Consider the following 16,163-nt stretch of genomic DNA (forward strand, 5'->3'; position numbering starts at 1 on the left):
CACTGACCGTAGATGTCAGTGAAGTTAATTTATAATACAAGAGTAATCCATTCAATCATGAAAACAAAAGGAGCATGTATGATGCAAACAAAGAACGTATATCTATATGTATTTGATACGATGGCAGACTGGGAGGTAGGATATCTAACTGCTGAATTGAACTCGGGAAGGTATTTCAGGAAAGAGATTAAGCCTTTACAGGTCGTAACCGTAGGCGTGGATAAACATCCGGTAACTACCATGGGAGGATTGAACATCCTTCCTCATATTTCTATTGATGAATGTACATTGAAAGGTGACGACCTCATCATTCTTCCAGGAGGAAACACCTGGATGGACACCATCCATGATCCCCTATTGAAAAAAGTTGCTGCCTCTATAGAAGAGGGTACGGTTATTGCGGCGATTTGCGGTGCTACAGTTGCACTTGCAAAAATAGGAATACTGGATTCCAGACAGCATACAAGCAATGATTTAGAATACCTGAAGATGATATGCCCAGATTATACTGGAGAAACCTATTATGTAACGGAGCCTGCAGTAACCGATGGAAATCTAGTTACTGCATCTGGAATAGCTCCGTTAGAATTTACAATGCATGTGTTGAAGCTGTTGAATGTCTATACACCAGAAACCTTACAGGCCTGGTACAATCTATATCAGACTCATGAGTCCAAATACTTCTACGAGTTAATGAATTCTATTGCACCTGAATAACCAGTTTCCCCCGGGTATGATGGGTTTCACTCTTCTCATGTGCTTCCCTTACTCCCTGTTGAGTTAGCGGGTATGTTCCATCAATAATCGATTTGAGCTTGCCTTCCGCAGCCAGTTCAGCCAGCTGATCCAGTTGATCCCCTTTGGGCTCCATCATGAAGACGTTGGCCGTTACTCCGGCTTCCTTGGCAAGCTTCTCATCCGGTTGTTCCACCAAAGATACCAGATGCCCGCCAGACTTTAACACCTTGAAGCTATCGCGCTGAATATCACCACCCATGGTGTCCAGCACAACATCATAATCGGAGAGAATCTCCGAGAAATCTTCTTTTTTATAATTGATAAAATGATCTACACCCAACGAACGAAGCAACGCTTCGTTTGATTCACTCGCCGTGGAAGCCACTTCAGCGCCGAGGGACTTGGCAATCTGAATGGCATACGTTCCCACACCACCTGCCCCAGCATGAATAAGTACCTTCTGTCCTTTGCCTAAACGTCCGTGATCCACAAGTGCCTGCCATGCCGTCATCGCCGCTAGCGGGATCGCTGCCGCTTCCTCGAAACTCAGTTGTTCCGGTATACGGGCAATAATATCCGCATCGACAGCAACATATTCTGCATAGGTTCCGAATTGACGCGGACGCGCAAATACCCGATCACCTTCTCTGAACCTCGTGACATTTGAGCCTGCTTCAGCCACAATACCGGCAACATCTCCGCCCAGAATCAACGGAAAATTCTCCACTGCTTCTTTCATATAACCTTGTCTGATTTTGAAGTCGACCGGATTCACCGACGTGGCATACGTTTGGATTAATACCTGATTCACTCCACATGTTGGCTTGGCTACTTCTTGTTCCTTCAATTGTTCCGCTCCACCAAATTCCTCAATCACAATTGCTCTCATTAGAAATCCCAGCCTTTCCATTGATTTATCGTTATACTCTCTCTCCCTTCATTACCCTTTCCCGGCGATCACTTGACCTATTCATTCAAAATTCACAGCAATCTGGGATTCACAAGCCCGTTCAACAATCGTGATATAATGTCGATTATCGATTACGTTAAATCTTAACCCAATAACTGAACAAGCGAGGTAACACGATGGAAGTAGAAGTAAGTACATTACATTCATTTGCGGACAAGGCTCATGGCGGAAACCCCGCAGGTGTTGTTTTACAAGCAGCGCATTTGTCTGAAACCCAGATGCAGGAGATTGCCAGACAAGTCGGTTTTTCAGAGACTGCGTTTGTCATGCCGTCGGATCAGGCTGATTTCAAAGTACGTTACTTCACCCCAAGTGATGAAATCGATCTATGTGGACATGCTACAATTGCTTTATTTTATCTAATGAAGACACAACATCTCGTTAATGTTGGTACATATACACTGGAGACACTGGCCGGTATTCTTAAAGTTGATATCGAAGTCAATGGAGAAGTCTATCTGTCTCAGACGTTGCCGGAGTTTGGGGAGATCGTGGATCGACAGCAGATTGCCGATTCGTTACGTATTTCTATGGAGGATTTGCATTCCGAGCTACCTGTACAGATCGTGTCTACCGGGTTACCCGATATCCTGATAGCTGTTAGGGATGTTGATGTTCTGACCAAAATCGACCCTGACTTCCAGCGTATCTCTGAAATATGCAAGGCTCATCATGCCGTAGGTTATCATGTGTTTACACTCGAATCAGATGCTGAGGACGTTCTGGCAGAATGCCGTAATTTTGCACCGCTTTATGATATACCGGAAGAGAGCGCGACGGGCACATCCAATGGTGCAATGCTCTGTTATTTATCCCAGTACAACCAGCTTTCAGATCCTCATCTTCACACGTACACGATCAGACAAGGGTATACCATGAACCGCCCCTCTGAGATCCGAGCCAGATTAACTTTGAACAGCTCTAATGAAATCACACAGATTCAGGTTGGCGGTAGCGCAGTTCATATCAGAAACATTCAAAAACACCTCCCTTAATGGAAGGTGTTTCACGTACTTAGGATATGTAAACTATCTTATGCGAAGCAGTGTAGTAGCCTGTGGTCATCATTGAATTTGTTGTAAAAATCGTAGTACCGCTACCTCCAACTGGTTCAGTCCTGGCTGCTCTATAGGAAAATGACCTGCCCCTTCCAAGATCACACATTCCTTGTCCACCACCAGACGATCAAAAAAAGATTGGCTGAACCTGATCGGTGTCATGGGGTCCAGTTCAGGGTGAACCAACAGGACCGGACACTGATTGAACTGTTCCGGGCTTACCTCCGGTTTTTTATTAAGGAATGTTCTTAATAATTCCAACGGAATACGTGTAGCTGCCGCTTGTGGATCATTCATAATAAGCCGGGTTAAGTCCTTGTTATTAGTAATCAGTTGCATTCGGGATACCTGTTTGACCGAAATACGTACATGATCCAGCAGACCAGGGAACAGATCCATCATCCGTTTTCCCGCCCGGCTTACCAGAAGATTCGGTGCAAGCTGATCTCGCATTTTCGGATTACTCGTGTCTACAAATGTAGTTGCGATCAAACCCTTAACACGCTTACTGCGTGCACTGGTGTGATAGGCAAGCATACCTCCGATGCTACTTCCCAATACAACGATTGGCTTGCCATCTTTTTTGTGTTCCCGTTCGATGAGTGACACAAGCAGCTCTATCCAAAGTTCGTAGTTAATACGTGTACCAGACATTGCGTAACTTAACCCATACGGCGGAAGATCTGGCGATACCACCTCGTATCCATGTCGCTGCAACATGCGGGCATACGGAGCGAGCAACCTGCCATTGCCTCCCGCACCATGAATGAACAGAATTTTGATTGAAGACTCCGACGCAGGCAAGCGATCGATATGCAGATGAACCCCATTTGACTCCCACCATTCTTCCTCAGGAGCTGTATGCTCCCCTAACCTCACTTCTTCCGGGAAAAAGGCCTGATACTGTTTCCAATAGGGATGTGTTGTCTGATATGAAGGCAAACTTTTTTTCATACGTTACATTCTCCTCTTTTTGTATACAAAAAAAGCCGTACAGTGTACGACTTTTCGTTAAGAATACTTCTATGACCATACTTCTTTTTATAACAACTCCGTATATCTGTCAATCGGGAAACTGTACATTGCCCGGTACGATATATGCACCACCTGACCCATCATTAGGCAGAGCCGGGATCGTGTCATTTAATACCTGACCGCGAATATCGGTAATACGAACGTTTAATTTTTCTTTGCCCAGTCCAGTTCCGAGGAAATGATTATAGTCTTGCTTTTCAAGATTGAGCCACGTGCCATCCTTCTGTTTCACTTCGAACTTCAGCACCGGATATTTGTGATTACGAACCTGTATGGCTGCCCACCACTGACTGCTGCCTTCCTTGATCCGATAGGAGACATTGCCTTGAATTGGAGCTTTGACCACTTTCCAGCTGATATCGATTTTGCCTGCCTTTGGGTCACCGATCAGGTTAAAGGCATTCGGTGAGAGATCCAGCGCTCCGCTGGCGCCTTCTGGATAAAGGTCTGTTACATAGACGGTTGTTTTACCTTTAGGACCCTGCACCTCGAGATAGGCTCCCGCTAAAGCGGCTTTGACACCGTTATAATTGAGTTGGAACGGATTAAGTGCAGTAATCTTCATGTCCGCCGGGATGGGATCAAGCAACACTGCACCTCCCGAGTAGCCTGAGCCTGTATACGTCGCGTAACCCTGATATGTATCGTTCCATGCGGCAGATGCAGGTAGAGCAAATAATACGAGACTGAGCAACATCCCTGTACCGGCCCATTTTAACCGTTGAAATCTACTTTTCTTGTTCATAAGCTATTCCTCCTCGTCATTCTAACTTCTGTTACATTGAAACATAAGTTGAACTAAAGAATATTTACACTTGCCACTCCGATGACAGAATAACCTTCCGATCACTGTTATCCCCAGATTTTTTGATTCAATTTTACAAAGGTGAAAATCTGTTGATAAAGGCGAACGCTCCGCTTCTTCAGGTTTCTTCTGTCCTCTACGTTCTCGTGTAAATGATCCATTCAACTGCTAGATTTGAATATAACATTATTTTACATAATAACTTCTTATTTTCAATCCCTCTCAACTAAATCACATCTTTAGTCCTGCCCGTGGATTTGAACATTCACGACCACGCACAAGATATGGATACATACCATAATTTGGTGAAGTAGGTATAATAACAAGGCTGTATTCGATGGGTTCCCCGTAATAAAAAAACGCCACACCCCGGAGTAATTTCGCTCTCCAAATGGTGTGACGCCTATTAAACACTACAGTCAGAATACCCGGTCTGTCCAAGGACAGCCAGCGTTTGACTCAACCCGTTTCCCTTCGTTTCATCCGCTTCCTTAGCCGCGCATACTGAGCATAGATCCGCGGAGATTCTTTGGTCAGGATAGGCCCCAGCACAGCCAGAATTAACACATACAACACGGCAAACGATTGGATGGATGCCATCAGCCCTCCGGCCTTGCCGATGTTCGCCATGATAATGGAGAATTCGCCCCGGGAGACCAGGGTAAAGCCCACATTCAACGAGGCCTTAGGGCTCATTCCAGCCAGTCTGCCAGCGATCATACCTGCACCATAGTTACTGGCAATCGTCAGAATAACGGCAATAATCGTCATCCCAACAGCTCCGCCAAGTGAAGCCGGCTCAATGGTCAGGCCAAAACTGAAGAAGAAAATTGCACCAAAAAAATCTTTGAAAGGCATGATCTGATGTTCAATCCGACTCACATGTCTTGATTCGCCCAAGACAAGCCCCATCATCAACGCTCCAATAGCTTCCGCTACGTGCAGCGTCTCCGAGAAACCTGCTACCAGGAAGAGCAGTGTCATGACGGTAAGCAGAAACAACTCTGATGACTTGATATTCAGTGCCTTATCAATATATTTGATGCTTTTCCTGCCAATAATCAGGAACAGCACAATAAACAGCAGGGCAGACAGCGATACTAACAGAACACTTAAGAATGAAGTTGCCCCGCTGAGCACAAGCCCGGTCAGGATGGAGATATGAATCGCGATGAACAAGTCATCAAACATGATCATGCCCATAATAATCTCTGTTTCAGGGTTTGCCGTGCGTTTCAGATCAACGAGCACTTTAGCTACAATGGCTGTAGAAGAGCTGGTCATGATCCCGCAGACAACAAGTGTCTCCTGAAGGGGCAGATCCATGAACCACCCCAACAGCAATCCAGAGACAAAATTCAGACCAACATAGAACATGCCCCCGGTCAGAATGGCTTTGCCAGACTTTAATAACCGGGAGACCGAGAACTCCAAACCCAGATAAAATAGCAGAAACAAAATGCCAAGCCTGCCCATAAATTCAATAAAGGTCGAACTTTCGATAAAACGTAAATCCACTATGCCAATCTGTGGTGCATGTGGTCCAACAGCCATACCAATCAGGATATAGAAAGGAATGACTGAAAATCGTAATCGTGAAGATATCAGCCCAGTAAGTGTAATCAGCGCAACGGCAATTCCCACTTCGAATATGAGCATATCCATAGGCTAAGTCCGTCCATCAGTCAACAATTGTTTGAGATGTTTGATCTGATTCCGTTCACCGGCAACTACAATTGTAGCCCCAGCGGTAAAAGCATAATCCGGGCCTGGATTAAAATGCTTCTCCTTATCCTTGGTCACAACAGCGAGAATTACGGCGCCCGTAGCCTGACGGATATCCAGTTCACCAATCGTCATGCCTACGCTTGCGGCGTGGGGCTCAATCCGTAGCCATTCGATTAACAGCCCTTCAAGCATCACTTCACGCTCATCCTGAAACTTCGGTTTATAGGTCATACCACCAACAATAGCGGCTACCGCCCGGGCTTCATCATCGTCCAGGGTGACCAGAGATACCATATCACCCACCTCTTCAGGTGTATCCCCTGACTCCATATGGAACAGGTCACGTCGCTCGTCGTTATGAATCACTATGACCAAATGCTCACCACTACGGGTATGCAGCCAGTATTTACGTCCAATCCCGGGTAAGTCCGTCTCTTTAAAGTGCATGATCTGCACCCCCTAGCGCCGGCTCGTTCAAGGTTTCGCTCCTCAGCTCGATCCCCGTAATGCGGATTCTCATGGAACCTGATGGTGTATGAACAGACCTAACTTCCCCTTTACTGCCAAGCAGTAATTGACTCCCTACTGGAGAGAGGAAAGAAATACGACCCTCATCAGGATTAGTATCCTCTGGCATGACAATCATGAACGAATCTGACGTATGAAAATCGAGATATTCAAAATCAATATGACTGCCGATCAATACAGCTGAGTCCAGATCTTCATCAGGACCCAGGAGCAGTTTTTCCACATACTCTGTATATGCGGACAATTGTTTTTCCAATTGTATCCGCTCTGGATCACGCGCGTCGAAATAGGCGTCGAGAAATGTTCTTTTCTCTTCACCGAATGTAAACAGCTGGCTCACCAGCTTCTCTCTGCAATTATGGCGGGAGGTCCTATGGTTCATAGTAGATTTCCCCCCCTATACAAGCCTTGTTCTCCATGTTGATTGGCATGTTTCTCTTCATCATCTTGTTTTCCTCCTTTATATTTTAAAAAGACCCCGGGATACGAGACCTTCTTACCATCTTACCAAAACTAATATTTTAATCCAGTATATTCGTCTAACTTGCTTTTTTATTATCATTTGTGGTCATATCTTCCATTTAATAACTTAATTCTTCACATCATATGATAGATCCATAGAACATTTTAATTACTGCATAAAAAACATTTTATGAATTTTCATCTCGTATTTTTATTTGCTTTCCTGTATATTTAACTACAAACTTTTATTCAATTTATGCAAATAAGCCTCTACAGACTTTAACACAATAAAGGAGTGCATCGAAAAAGTGTCCACGATAACAAAAGAAACTAAAGAGTCCGTTCAAGTTACTGCCGCAGAATATGTTCATTCCGTTTATGAGTCGGTTGTCGCCAGAAATCCGCACGAAGATGAGTTCCATCAGGCTGTCAAAGAAATTCTGGATTCCCTTATTCCTGTTATTGAAGCACACCCTAAGTATAAGAACCATAGTCTGTTGGAACAGCTTGTTGAACCTGAACGTGTAATCACATTCCGTGTCCCATGGGTAGATGATCAGGGCAAAGTTCAGGTTAACCGTGGATTCCGGGTGCAATTCAACAGCGCGATTGGCCCTTACAAAGGCGGACTTCGCTTCCATCCTTCTGTATACTCGGGCATCATCAAGTTCCTTGGCTTCGAACAGATCTTCAAAAATGCTTTGACCGGTCTGCCCATTGGCGGTGGTAAAGGCGGTTCCGACTTCGATCCCAAAGGAAAATCGGATCTGGAAGTCATGCGTTTCACGCAAAGCTTCATGACTGAACTTTACAAATATATTGGTTCCGATACCGATGTACCAGCAGGTGACATTGGTGTAGGTGCACGGGAAATTGGTTACATGTTCGGCCAATACAAACGTATCCATGGCGGACATGTGGCAGGCGTATTGACAGGAAAAGGTCTGCTGTACGGAGGAAGCTTGGCACGTAAGGAAGCTACTGGCTTCGGCTGTGTGTACTTCGTGAAGGAGATGTTGCAATCCAAGGGGCTCAGCTTCCAAGACAGCACAGTCGTTGTCTCTGGCTCTGGTAATGTGTCCATCTATGCCATTCAGAAGGCACAGGAGCTTGGAGCTACAGTTGTGGCGTGTAGTGACTCAGGTGGCTATATACACGATCCACAAGGCATCAACCTGGATACCGTGAAACGTCTGAAAGAGGTTGATCGTCTTCGCATCAGCGAATACATCAACGAACATCCGCATGCTACATATACCGAAGGCTGTGAAGGCATTTGGTCTATCCCTTGTGATATTGCTCTTCCATGTGCAACGCAAAATGAGATCGATGAAGAAGCTGCGGCCCTTCTAATCAAAGGTGGCGTGAAGGCCATTGGCGAAGGGGCGAATATGCCTTCCACCCTGGCTGCCATTGACGTCTTCCACGGTGCAGGCGTGCTGTTCGGTCCAGCCAAAGCGGCTAATGCCGGAGGTGTAGCCGTGTCTGCTCTTGAAATGTCACAGAACAGCATGCGGTTGTCCTGGTCATTTGAAGAAGTAGACGCCAAGCTGCATGACATCATGAAGAACATCTACACCAGCTGTGTAGAAGCTGCTGAAGAGTATGGCTGTGAAGGCAACCTCGTAGCCGGAGCGAATATCGCCGGTTTCCTCAAGGTAGCGGATTCCATGATTGCTCAAGGTGTAGTTTAATTTAAATACGTGATTCTCCACGATCAAAGGGCGTTCCCATCTATTTGGGTAACTGCCCTTTTTTCCTTGTCTTCAATTGCTCTAATGGCAAGGCAATGGTAAAGTGGTACTGACGTAATTCCATCTATTTGTACTATTATAAGGAAGTGTTTACATTGTCTAACCAACCATTTGCCAGCACTGCGAGTCCTCATCTTAGCGCAGACTGTGAGCAATGTTTTGGCCTGTGCTGTGTTGCCTTGCCCTATGGCAAGTCATCGGACTTTGCTTTTGACAAGGCCAGCGGCACCCCCTGTCCCAATCTGCGCACGGACAATCGCTGCGGTATCCATACCCAGCTTCGGCAGAAAGGGTTCAAAGGTTGCACGGTATACGACTGTTTCGGAGCTGGACAGAAGCTGTCCCAAGTGACCTACGCGGGCAAAGATTGGCGTGATCATCCAGAGTCTGCAAACGAGATGTTCGATTGTCTGCCTGCCTTGCGACAACTTCACGAGTTGCTCAGTTATATGAAGGAAATGATGATGAGACCGGAGACGTCATCCCTTCATTCGGCATTTGGTGAGTTATATGAGGAGGTTGAGCGCTTGAGCAATCTGGAGCCTGCGGCACTCCTCCGTCTGGACATCGCCAATTATCGGTCCAGTGTGAATCAACTCTTGGTCCAGGCAAGTGAGATGGTACGCGCGAATGTGCCACCCACCGCTCATGGACAAGGGAAGTCGAAGAAGAGTAAAAAACGTACCGGAAGTGACTTTTTTGGTGCCAATTTAAAAGGGGCTGACCTGCGGGGCGCAAGCTTCCGAGGGGCTTTAATGATCGCAGCCGATCTCCGAAATGCAGACACACGAAATGCGGATTGGATTGGCGCGGACTTGCGGGATACGGATCTGGGCGATGCAGACCTGAGAGGTGGCATCTTCCTGACGCAATCCCAGATTAATGCAGCCAAAGGTAATGTGAATACCAAGTTGCCGGATCATCTTAACATTCCCTCACACTGGGTATAGGGTGCCATTTCCACAAGAGCACGTGCAGGGATACAGGCAGGATAGTACCTGCCAATTCATATGAATGTATGAATCGTATACAGCAACAGCAAAAAAAACAGCTCGTCCTATACATCCAAGGACGAGCTGTTTCTATAAAATCACTGGAACGAATCAGAATTATAACAAGTCGCGGCGAAGATCTTCAGCCGATTTTGGAGACAAATGACCGAGCGGAATATCAAATACCGTTTTCGCTCCCTTATGTCCTTCCACGCTCAAGCGTTGCGCGGCTCTTGCATACGCTACAAGTACGCTTGCTGTAAATTCAGGATTGCTGTCGAGTTTCAGACCAAATTCAATAATTTGCTTTTGACCTGCACCCGTAACCCCACTGCGAATAACAAATCCACCATGCGGCATACCTTCATGCTCGGATTTCAATTCTTCTTCGCTAATGAATGTTACCGTTGTATCGTAATCTGCAAAGTAGTTAGGCATCGACACAATCGTCTCACGGATCTCATCCTGATTAGCACCATCTTCAGCTACCACATAACATTGACGCAGATGTTTCTCACGTGTAGACAGCTCTGGTGTCTCTCCTGCACGAATGCGGTTGATCACCTCTTCAACAGGTACAGTATACTGTACACCCGCCTTAACGCCTGGAACACGACGAATAGCATCCGAGTGGCCTTGGCTCACACCTTTGCCCCAGAACGTGTACTCTTTTCCTTCTGGCAGGATGGACTGTGCAAGCAGACGGTTCATGGAGAACAAGCCTGGGTCCCAACCTGTGGAAATGACACTTACGTGACCGCCTTGCTCTGCCGCAGCATTAACTTCCTTGTAGAATTCAGGAATCTTCGCATGTGTATCGAAGCTATCTACCGTATTGAACAACTTGGCGATGGCTGGTGTCTGCTCTGGAAGGTCGGTTGCAGAACCACCACAGAGGATCATAACATCAACCTTGCCTATGTATTGCTCCGCTGCAGAGATATGCTCAAAACGTACTTCTGTGCTTTCAGCGACCATCTGCTCCGGATTACGACGTGTAAACACAGCAATCAGTTCCAGATCCTCGTTCTGGGAAATGGCTTTCTCTACACCTTTACCCAAGTTACCGTAACCAACAATACCCACTCTAATCATGTTCAATCCTCTCCTGTCTTCTTCTATAGTTGTCTATTACTCTGTTTATAATGATATAACATACCATGTAACCTGTCAGGTTTCCAGTTCGAAATAAAAATACCTTGCAGCGGTGCAGCAATAATGCGGCTCCGTATGCAAGGTAATATGGCATTCATTCGTTATTTTAGGAAGAAAAAAAGCAGGAAAGAAAAATAGCCCTTATCTTCTGCTTATGATTCTGTCCAGGTCAACGTCAGTTCAATCACGCCTTCCTGTCCCGCCAATGTTCCTCCAATCAAGGACCAGACATCCTGCGTCTCCGAATCGGTTCCCTGAATGATAATATTTTTGTCATCGATCGTCTGACCTGCATCCGTCAACTTTTTGGCGTTGAAGTAATCTTTATACAGCTGGGATACGGTTTTCATATCTTGTTCAGTGGAGAAAATCACCATGGCCGATTGTTTGCCTTCATTCTCACCTGAATTGGCTAAACGAATCGTAGCATCTTCCGGCAACGGGAAATCACTTGGCAAGTTCTCCGGCAACTCATTGGTTCCAGCAGTCGCTTCCTCACCACGATCTGAATCCGAGTCGGTTGGTGCAGTCGTACCCTCCGTTTCGGTCACTGTACTTGTTGTTGCTTCGCTTGCACCTTCATTAGTCTCCTGTTCACCAGTTCCGGAGGAAACTTCAGTGTCCACCTTCTCCGTATCACTCGGTTCGTCTGCCGCGCTGCTGCAAGCACTCAAGGCCACCATCATCACCAGTGCCGCACAGGCCAATACATATTTCCTTCTCTTCACCATCTGTTACCACTCCTTCTTCTTCGTTTTATGTGCTAATCACGTTCAAACGGCTGGATCACAGGCACCGCATGAACGTTATTCTTAACCCATATCACAGATACAGATAATACACTAAGAGACAATAGACAACTGACTACAAGAATGGACAGGAAGCGGGTGATTACTTTAAACTTTTTCATCCATCCCTCCTCCTCCTGTTCATCATGTATTTGTGGAATCATGTTACTCATAGGTCACTGGACGGTGTCACTAATTTCATGATCTCGGCGGCGACAATATCCGGTTGACTGTTGTGGATACTGTGTGTCGCTTGTGGAACTGTCAGCTGTGTTCCGTGTCTTGACCATGAAGCAAAATTCGCTTGGTCGGCCTGCCAAGCATGACTGTCCTCATCCGACTCCTCCGAACCGGCTGTGAGGATCGTCAGGGGGAAGCCAAACTTCGTTTTGTTCTCAAGCACACACGCTGCATTTGTTCTGGAATTCCGAACCTCTTCCATGACATTGTCATTGTACGCATGTCTCAGCGTGGATATCGTAACGGCTTTTTTCATCGGTTCCGTTACCAGATTTGGGTCAATGACCAGAGATGCCATCATACGATCCGATTGCAGCAATGTTCGTGCGATGCCTGTTTTCACCAGAAAACGGGACCAATCCATCATCCATTCCGGTGTATTCAAGTCTGTACGACTGTAATACTCCGGGCTTCCGCCATCGATCATGACCATGCCGGCCACCTCATCAGGATACCTTTGCGCAAACCGCAGTGTCTCCAGCGCCCCCAGGGAGTGACCAACCATGATGTAAGGTGGACGTTGACCGGATGTGCGCAGCAATTGGTGGATCTCTTCCGAGATGGTATCAACATCACGAGGTTCATCCGTATAGTCGCTGTATCCGTACCCGAACCGATCATATACCGCAATTTTTACCTGTGATTTCAACTTGTCATATAGCGGACTGAAATCCACATACGGATTGGGTGTACCCCAGCCTGAGGCAAACACCACGGTTACCTCTCCTTTGCCAGCAGTGTAGAGGTGCATGTTGCGACCACTCACTTCATAATACTTGCCTGGCGGGGGATAGGACTTCATATCCTGCGTGGATTGATACGCTTCATACGCTGTACCTGCCAGCAGCAAAAGTCCTGTGGCAAGCATGATGCCTCCCAGCACTTTTAACCCTCTCCGTAACCCCTTCTTCATCTTCTCTACCCCTTACCCCAAAGGTTCATCTATATATGTATGCTTCAATCGTACCCAAGAAATAGCGGGATTGAAACAATCCCGAGTCCAGTTCTTTCCCCAACCAAAGTCCAGTGTCCCTCCCCTACCTGTGACGCAAAAAAAACTGCAAATCTCCCATTCAGGAAACTTGCAGTTCATCTATACTTGTATTCTAAAACTCTTACCTCAATCTATCTCACAACGATCCTTACCTATAGTTGCAAAGTAAGACCCACCGGGCAATGATCACTGCCCATCACGTGGCAATCGATATGCGCATCTGCCACCTTAGGTGCCAATTGATTGGATACGAGAAAATAATCAATGCGCCAGCCCACGTTCCGTTCTCTAACCTTCGGCATATAAGACCACCAGCTGTATACATCCGTACGATCCGGATACAGATGGCGGAAGCTGTCCACATACCCGGAAGCAAGCAAATCGGTCATCTTGCCACGCTCTTCAAGGGTAAATCCGGAATTGCCCAGATTGGGCTTCGGATTCTTCAGGTCAATCTCCTGATGAGCCACATTCAGGTCACCACAGACGATAACCGGCTTAGTCTGCTCCAGTTGCAGAATATAAGCTCGGAATCGGTCTTCCCATTCCAGACGGTAAGGCAACCGGGTCAGATCCCGCTTTGCGTTAGGTGTATAGACGTTCACCAGATAAAACTCATCGTACTCCAGTGTAATCATCCGTCCTTCTGGCTCGCTGTCCTCCTCCATCCCGTAACGAACGGATATAGGCTTGATTCGGCTAAATACAGCCGTACCGGAATATCCTTTTTTGATCGCATAATTCCAATATTGATAAACATCTTCCCCCAGGTCCATCTCAATCTGTCCAGCTTGTAATTTGGTCTCCTGAAGGCAGAAAATATCCGCCTGACTCTCCTGATAATAATCCATAAATCCTTTGGTCACACATGCCCTTAAGCCATTCACATTCCAGGACACCAGCTTCATATCCTCATCTCCTCACATCTCTCCAATATAGCATGGGCTCATTCAGAGGGACAAGCCTTACGGCTCTGGAATGAGATGGAGTCATTGGAATCCTTATAGGGTTAGCTTGCCTATATATCGCTTCGTAACTTGGAGAACACCGCAAGGTCAATATATCTGCCTTTCTCGAACTCATGCTGCCGCAGTACACCTTCCTGTTGAAAATCAAGCTTGTGTAATAGGCGAATTGACGCCTCGTTCTCCGGTTCAACCTTCGCTTCGATCTTGTTAAGCTGCATGCTTGTGAATCCAAAATGTAACACAGCATGTGCCACTTCCGTCATCACACCGCGGCCCCAGAAAGAGGAACGCAAATCGTATCCAATCTCTGCACGGTTATGTACATCTTCATAGTTCAGGAACCCGCAGGTTCCGATCACTTTACGAGTTTCACGGTCTTCAATCATCCAGCGTAAACCCGTGTGTTCCTTGAAAATCTTCGTATACCAGTTCATCTCACCCTGTGCATCCTCCACGGATTCAAAGGGAGTGAATGGCATATATTGAACCACAGCTTCGTCGGAATATAACGCGAGCAGATCATGGCTGTCTCCAGCCTCTGCCGACCGGAGGATGAATCGTTCTGTCTGAATTAATGGAAATAGATCAAACCTAAATTGCTCACTCATGCGAGGTCTCCTTTGCCAACATTTATTGTAGAAGTCCATTTTACTACACTTGCCTTCATCAAGCTTTTACTATTAATATGTTCTATTAAGGCATTACTGTAGAAAAGGATTGATAAGGAGAGGACGTGCTATTATCACACAATCATATGACGTTATTATCGTTGGAGCCGGCTCCATGGGTATGAGTGCTGGGTATTATCTATCGCGCAGTGGATGCAAAACTTTATTAATTGATGCCTTTGATCCTCCGCATACGGAAGGAAGTCATCACGGGGATAGCAGACTGATGCGCCATGTGTACAGTGGTGGGCCTGACTATATTGCCATGGCATTACTTGCACAGAAGTTATGGCACGAGCTGGAGGAAACGACCGGAGACCAACTGTTTGTTCCTTCCGGTGTAATAAATTTGGTTGATCCAGAGATTCATTCCTTCCACAACCGATTGAGCCATGCAGATGATGCAGGTATTCGGTATGAAACGTTGCACGCAGCCGAGGTGATGAAACGCTGGCCAGGTATTACAATACCTGAACATTACGAGGGCATGTATGAGCCTGATGCGGGTTATCTGTATAGTGAACCCTGTATTCGTGCCTTCCGCAAAGCAGCCGAGACTCACGGTGCCACCTTGTTGACGCACACGCTTGTGGAGCATATCGAATACGGACCCCATTCCGTTGCAGTTCAGACTTCAGGTGGTGAGACATACCATGCAAATCAAATCATCCTGAGCGCTGGCGCCTGGTTTCAGACATTAAAACCTTTTGTGGATCTCCCCATTCAGGCAGTGCGTAAAACGGTTGGATGGTTTGATGCACCAGAAGCCTTGTATGGCGAGGCACACTTCCCCGGTTTTACACTGGCAGGAAAAGAAGGTACATATTATGGATTTCCAAGCATTGGCGGATCAGGTCTGAAGATGGGTCGTCATGATACGGGCCAAATGTGGACACCAGGAAGTACAATGGCTCCTTTTGGTAAGGAAGAAACGGACGAGGGGGATCTGCGCAGGCTGCTCGAATTTCATATGCCTCAGGCAGCTGGGGAATTGAAACGTGGTAGTGTGTGCAAGTATGAATTCACTTCGGATGAAGATTTTATTATCGACCGACACCCTGCCCATGAACGTGTGTGGCTCGCAGGCGGTTTCTCCGGTCACGGCTTCAAGTTTGCAAGTGCCATTGGGCAGATTCTATCCGACTTGGTGCAAACGGGGCACACGGATCAGGATATTAGCAGGTTCACCCTATCCCGTTTTCGTTAAGTACCAGCTGGGTGGATGAATATATGTATGTCTAAAATAGCTACTTTCCTTGAGGGTGCAGTGTCGCTTAGAG

17 protein-coding genes are annotated in these 16,163 nt (G+C 46.5%); 5 read left to right on the forward strand and 12 right to left on the reverse strand.

Going from position 1 to position 16,163, the window contains the following annotated elements:
* Positions 1-81 precede the first annotated feature (81 nt).
* Positions 82-717, forward strand: coding sequence for a type 1 glutamine amidotransferase family protein (locus V6668_RS22440; protein ID WP_338708988.1), 636 nt, complete (start codon positions 82-84; stop codon positions 715-717).
* Here V6668_RS22440 and V6668_RS22445 read toward each other — a convergent pair.
* Positions 701-1,648: an NADP-dependent oxidoreductase gene (locus V6668_RS22445; protein WP_338706778.1), complete on the reverse strand. Its 948-nt coding sequence runs from the start codon at positions 1,646-1,648 to the stop codon at positions 701-703. The two genes, V6668_RS22440 and V6668_RS22445, sit on opposite strands and share 17 nt — an antisense overlap.
* A gap of 176 nt (positions 1,649-1,824) precedes the next feature.
* Between V6668_RS22445 and V6668_RS22450 the strand changes: the two genes are divergently transcribed.
* Positions 1,825-2,703, forward strand: a complete 879-nt coding sequence (locus tag V6668_RS22450) for a PhzF family phenazine biosynthesis protein (protein WP_338706780.1) — start codon at positions 1,825-1,827, stop codon at positions 2,701-2,703.
* Positions 2,704-2,772: 69 nt separating this feature from the next.
* Here the strand turns inward: V6668_RS22450 and V6668_RS22455 are convergent, their stop codons facing one another.
* The 5 genes from V6668_RS22455 to V6668_RS22475 all read right to left on the reverse strand — a co-directional run bounded on the left by V6668_RS22455 (position 2,773) and on the right by V6668_RS22475 (position 7,244).
* A complete protein-coding gene (locus V6668_RS22455) occupies positions 2,773-3,720 on the reverse strand; it encodes an alpha/beta hydrolase (RefSeq protein ID WP_338706782.1) in 948 nt (315 codons plus the stop codon).
* 109 nt (positions 3,721-3,829) lie between these two features.
* Positions 3,830-4,546: an expansin EXLX1 family cellulose-binding protein gene (locus tag V6668_RS22460; RefSeq protein WP_036668609.1), complete on the reverse strand. Its 717-nt coding sequence runs from the start codon at positions 4,544-4,546 to the stop codon at positions 3,830-3,832.
* A gap of 519 nt (positions 4,547-5,065) precedes the next feature.
* Positions 5,066-6,271: a cation:proton antiporter gene (locus tag V6668_RS22465; protein ID WP_017687037.1), complete on the reverse strand. Its 1,206-nt coding sequence runs from the start codon at positions 6,269-6,271 to the stop codon at positions 5,066-5,068.
* 3 nt (positions 6,272-6,274) lie between these two features.
* A complete protein-coding gene (locus tag V6668_RS22470) occupies positions 6,275-6,781 on the reverse strand; it encodes a cation:proton antiporter regulatory subunit (protein ID WP_036617317.1) in 507 nt (168 codons plus the stop codon).
* On the reverse strand, positions 6,771-7,244 hold the full coding sequence (locus V6668_RS22475) for a GreA/GreB family elongation factor (RefSeq protein WP_017687035.1): 474 nt from the start codon (positions 7,242-7,244) through the stop codon (positions 6,771-6,773). The genes V6668_RS22470 and V6668_RS22475 overlap by 11 nt, the downstream gene beginning before the upstream one ends.
* A 388-nt stretch (positions 7,245-7,632) precedes the next feature.
* On the opposite strand from V6668_RS22475, the gene gdhA reads away from it, so the two are divergent.
* Both gdhA and V6668_RS22485 read left to right on the forward strand, forming a co-directional pair.
* Entirely contained in the window at positions 7,633-9,018 is a 1,386-nt protein-coding gene (gene gdhA, locus V6668_RS22480) for an NADP-specific glutamate dehydrogenase (RefSeq protein WP_338706784.1), read from the forward strand.
* A 155-nt stretch (positions 9,019-9,173) separates the two neighbouring features.
* Positions 9,174-10,028, forward strand: coding sequence for a pentapeptide repeat-containing protein (locus V6668_RS22485; protein ID WP_338706786.1), 855 nt, complete (start codon positions 9,174-9,176; stop codon positions 10,026-10,028).
* Positions 10,029-10,187: 159 nt separating this feature from the next.
* On the opposite strand, the gene V6668_RS22490 is transcribed toward V6668_RS22485, so the two are convergent.
* The 6 genes from V6668_RS22490 to V6668_RS22515 form a co-directional block, all read right to left on the reverse strand.
* Positions 10,188-11,165 (reverse strand): diaminopimelate dehydrogenase, encoded by a 978-nt coding sequence (locus V6668_RS22490; protein ID WP_370739099.1) that lies wholly within the window; start codon positions 11,163-11,165, stop codon positions 10,188-10,190.
* Positions 11,166-11,377: 212 nt separating this feature from the next.
* Positions 11,378-11,956, reverse strand: a complete 579-nt coding sequence (locus V6668_RS22495) for a hypothetical protein (RefSeq protein WP_338706787.1) — start codon at positions 11,954-11,956, stop codon at positions 11,378-11,380.
* A gap of 32 nt (positions 11,957-11,988) precedes the next feature.
* Positions 11,989-12,135: a hypothetical protein gene (locus tag V6668_RS22500; protein WP_165790037.1), complete on the reverse strand. Its 147-nt coding sequence runs from the start codon at positions 12,133-12,135 to the stop codon at positions 11,989-11,991.
* A 47-nt stretch (positions 12,136-12,182) separates the two neighbouring features.
* Positions 12,183-13,166, reverse strand: coding sequence for an alpha/beta hydrolase (locus V6668_RS22505; RefSeq protein ID WP_338706788.1), 984 nt, complete (start codon positions 13,164-13,166; stop codon positions 12,183-12,185).
* A gap of 233 nt (positions 13,167-13,399) precedes the next feature.
* Complete coding sequence (locus V6668_RS22510) at positions 13,400-14,155, reverse strand: exodeoxyribonuclease III (protein ID WP_338706789.1); 756 nt, start codon at positions 14,153-14,155, stop codon at positions 13,400-13,402.
* 110 nt (positions 14,156-14,265) lie between these two features.
* Positions 14,266-14,823 carry a GNAT family protein gene (locus V6668_RS22515; protein WP_338706790.1) on the reverse strand — a complete coding sequence of 186 codons (558 nt, stop codon included), beginning with the start codon at positions 14,821-14,823 and terminating at the stop codon, positions 14,266-14,268.
* A 133-nt stretch (positions 14,824-14,956) separates the two neighbouring features.
* Here V6668_RS22515 and solA point away from each other — a divergent pair, with 133 nt between their 5' ends.
* The gene (gene solA, locus V6668_RS22520) at positions 14,957-16,090 is read left to right on the forward strand and encodes an N-methyl-L-tryptophan oxidase (RefSeq protein WP_338708989.1); all 1,134 of its coding nucleotides are present in this window, start codon (positions 14,957-14,959) and stop codon (positions 16,088-16,090) included.
* Positions 16,091-16,163 lie beyond the last annotated feature (73 nt).

Origin of the sequence: Paenibacillus amylolyticus (genome assembly GCF_036894225.1) — a bacterium.
GTDB classification, from domain to species: Bacteria; Bacillota; Bacilli; order Paenibacillales; family Paenibacillaceae; genus Paenibacillus; species Paenibacillus amylolyticus.

Coding starts and splice junctions, on each gene's coding strand:
- V6668_RS22440 (WP_338708988.1), top strand. CDS start 82: ATGCAAACAAAGAACGTATATCTATATGTATTTGATACGATGGCAGAC.
- V6668_RS22445 (WP_338706778.1), bottom strand. CDS start 1,648: ATGGAAAGGCTGGGATTTCTAATGAGAGCAATTGTGATTGAGGAATTT.
- V6668_RS22450 (WP_338706780.1), top strand. CDS start 1,825: ATGGAAGTAGAAGTAAGTACATTACATTCATTTGCGGACAAGGCTCAT.
- V6668_RS22455 (WP_338706782.1), bottom strand. CDS start 3,720: ATGAAAAAAAGTTTGCCTTCATATCAGACAACACATCCCTATTGGAAA.
- V6668_RS22460 (WP_036668609.1), bottom strand. CDS start 4,546: ATGAACAAGAAAAGTAGATTTCAACGGTTAAAATGGGCCGGTACAGGG.
- V6668_RS22465 (WP_017687037.1), bottom strand. CDS start 6,271: ATGGATATGCTCATATTCGAAGTGGGAATTGCCGTTGCGCTGATTACA.
- V6668_RS22470 (WP_036617317.1), bottom strand. CDS start 6,781: ATGCACTTTAAAGAGACGGACTTACCCGGGATTGGACGTAAATACTGG.
- V6668_RS22475 (WP_017687035.1), bottom strand. CDS start 7,244: ATGAACCATAGGACCTCCCGCCATAATTGCAGAGAGAAGCTGGTGAGC.
- V6668_RS22490 (WP_370739099.1), bottom strand. CDS start 11,165: ATGATTAGAGTGGGTATTGTTGGTTACGGTAACTTGGGTAAAGGTGTA.
- V6668_RS22495 (WP_338706787.1), bottom strand. CDS start 11,956: ATGGTGAAGAGAAGGAAATATGTATTGGCCTGTGCGGCACTGGTGATG.
- V6668_RS22500 (WP_165790037.1), bottom strand. CDS start 12,135: ATGAAAAAGTTTAAAGTAATCACCCGCTTCCTGTCCATTCTTGTAGTC.
- V6668_RS22505 (WP_338706788.1), bottom strand. CDS start 13,166: ATGAAGAAGGGGTTACGGAGAGGGTTAAAAGTGCTGGGAGGCATCATG.
- V6668_RS22510 (WP_338706789.1), bottom strand. CDS start 14,155: ATGAAGCTGGTGTCCTGGAATGTGAATGGCTTAAGGGCATGTGTGACC.
- V6668_RS22515 (WP_338706790.1), bottom strand. CDS start 14,823: ATGAGTGAGCAATTTAGGTTTGATCTATTTCCATTAATTCAGACAGAA.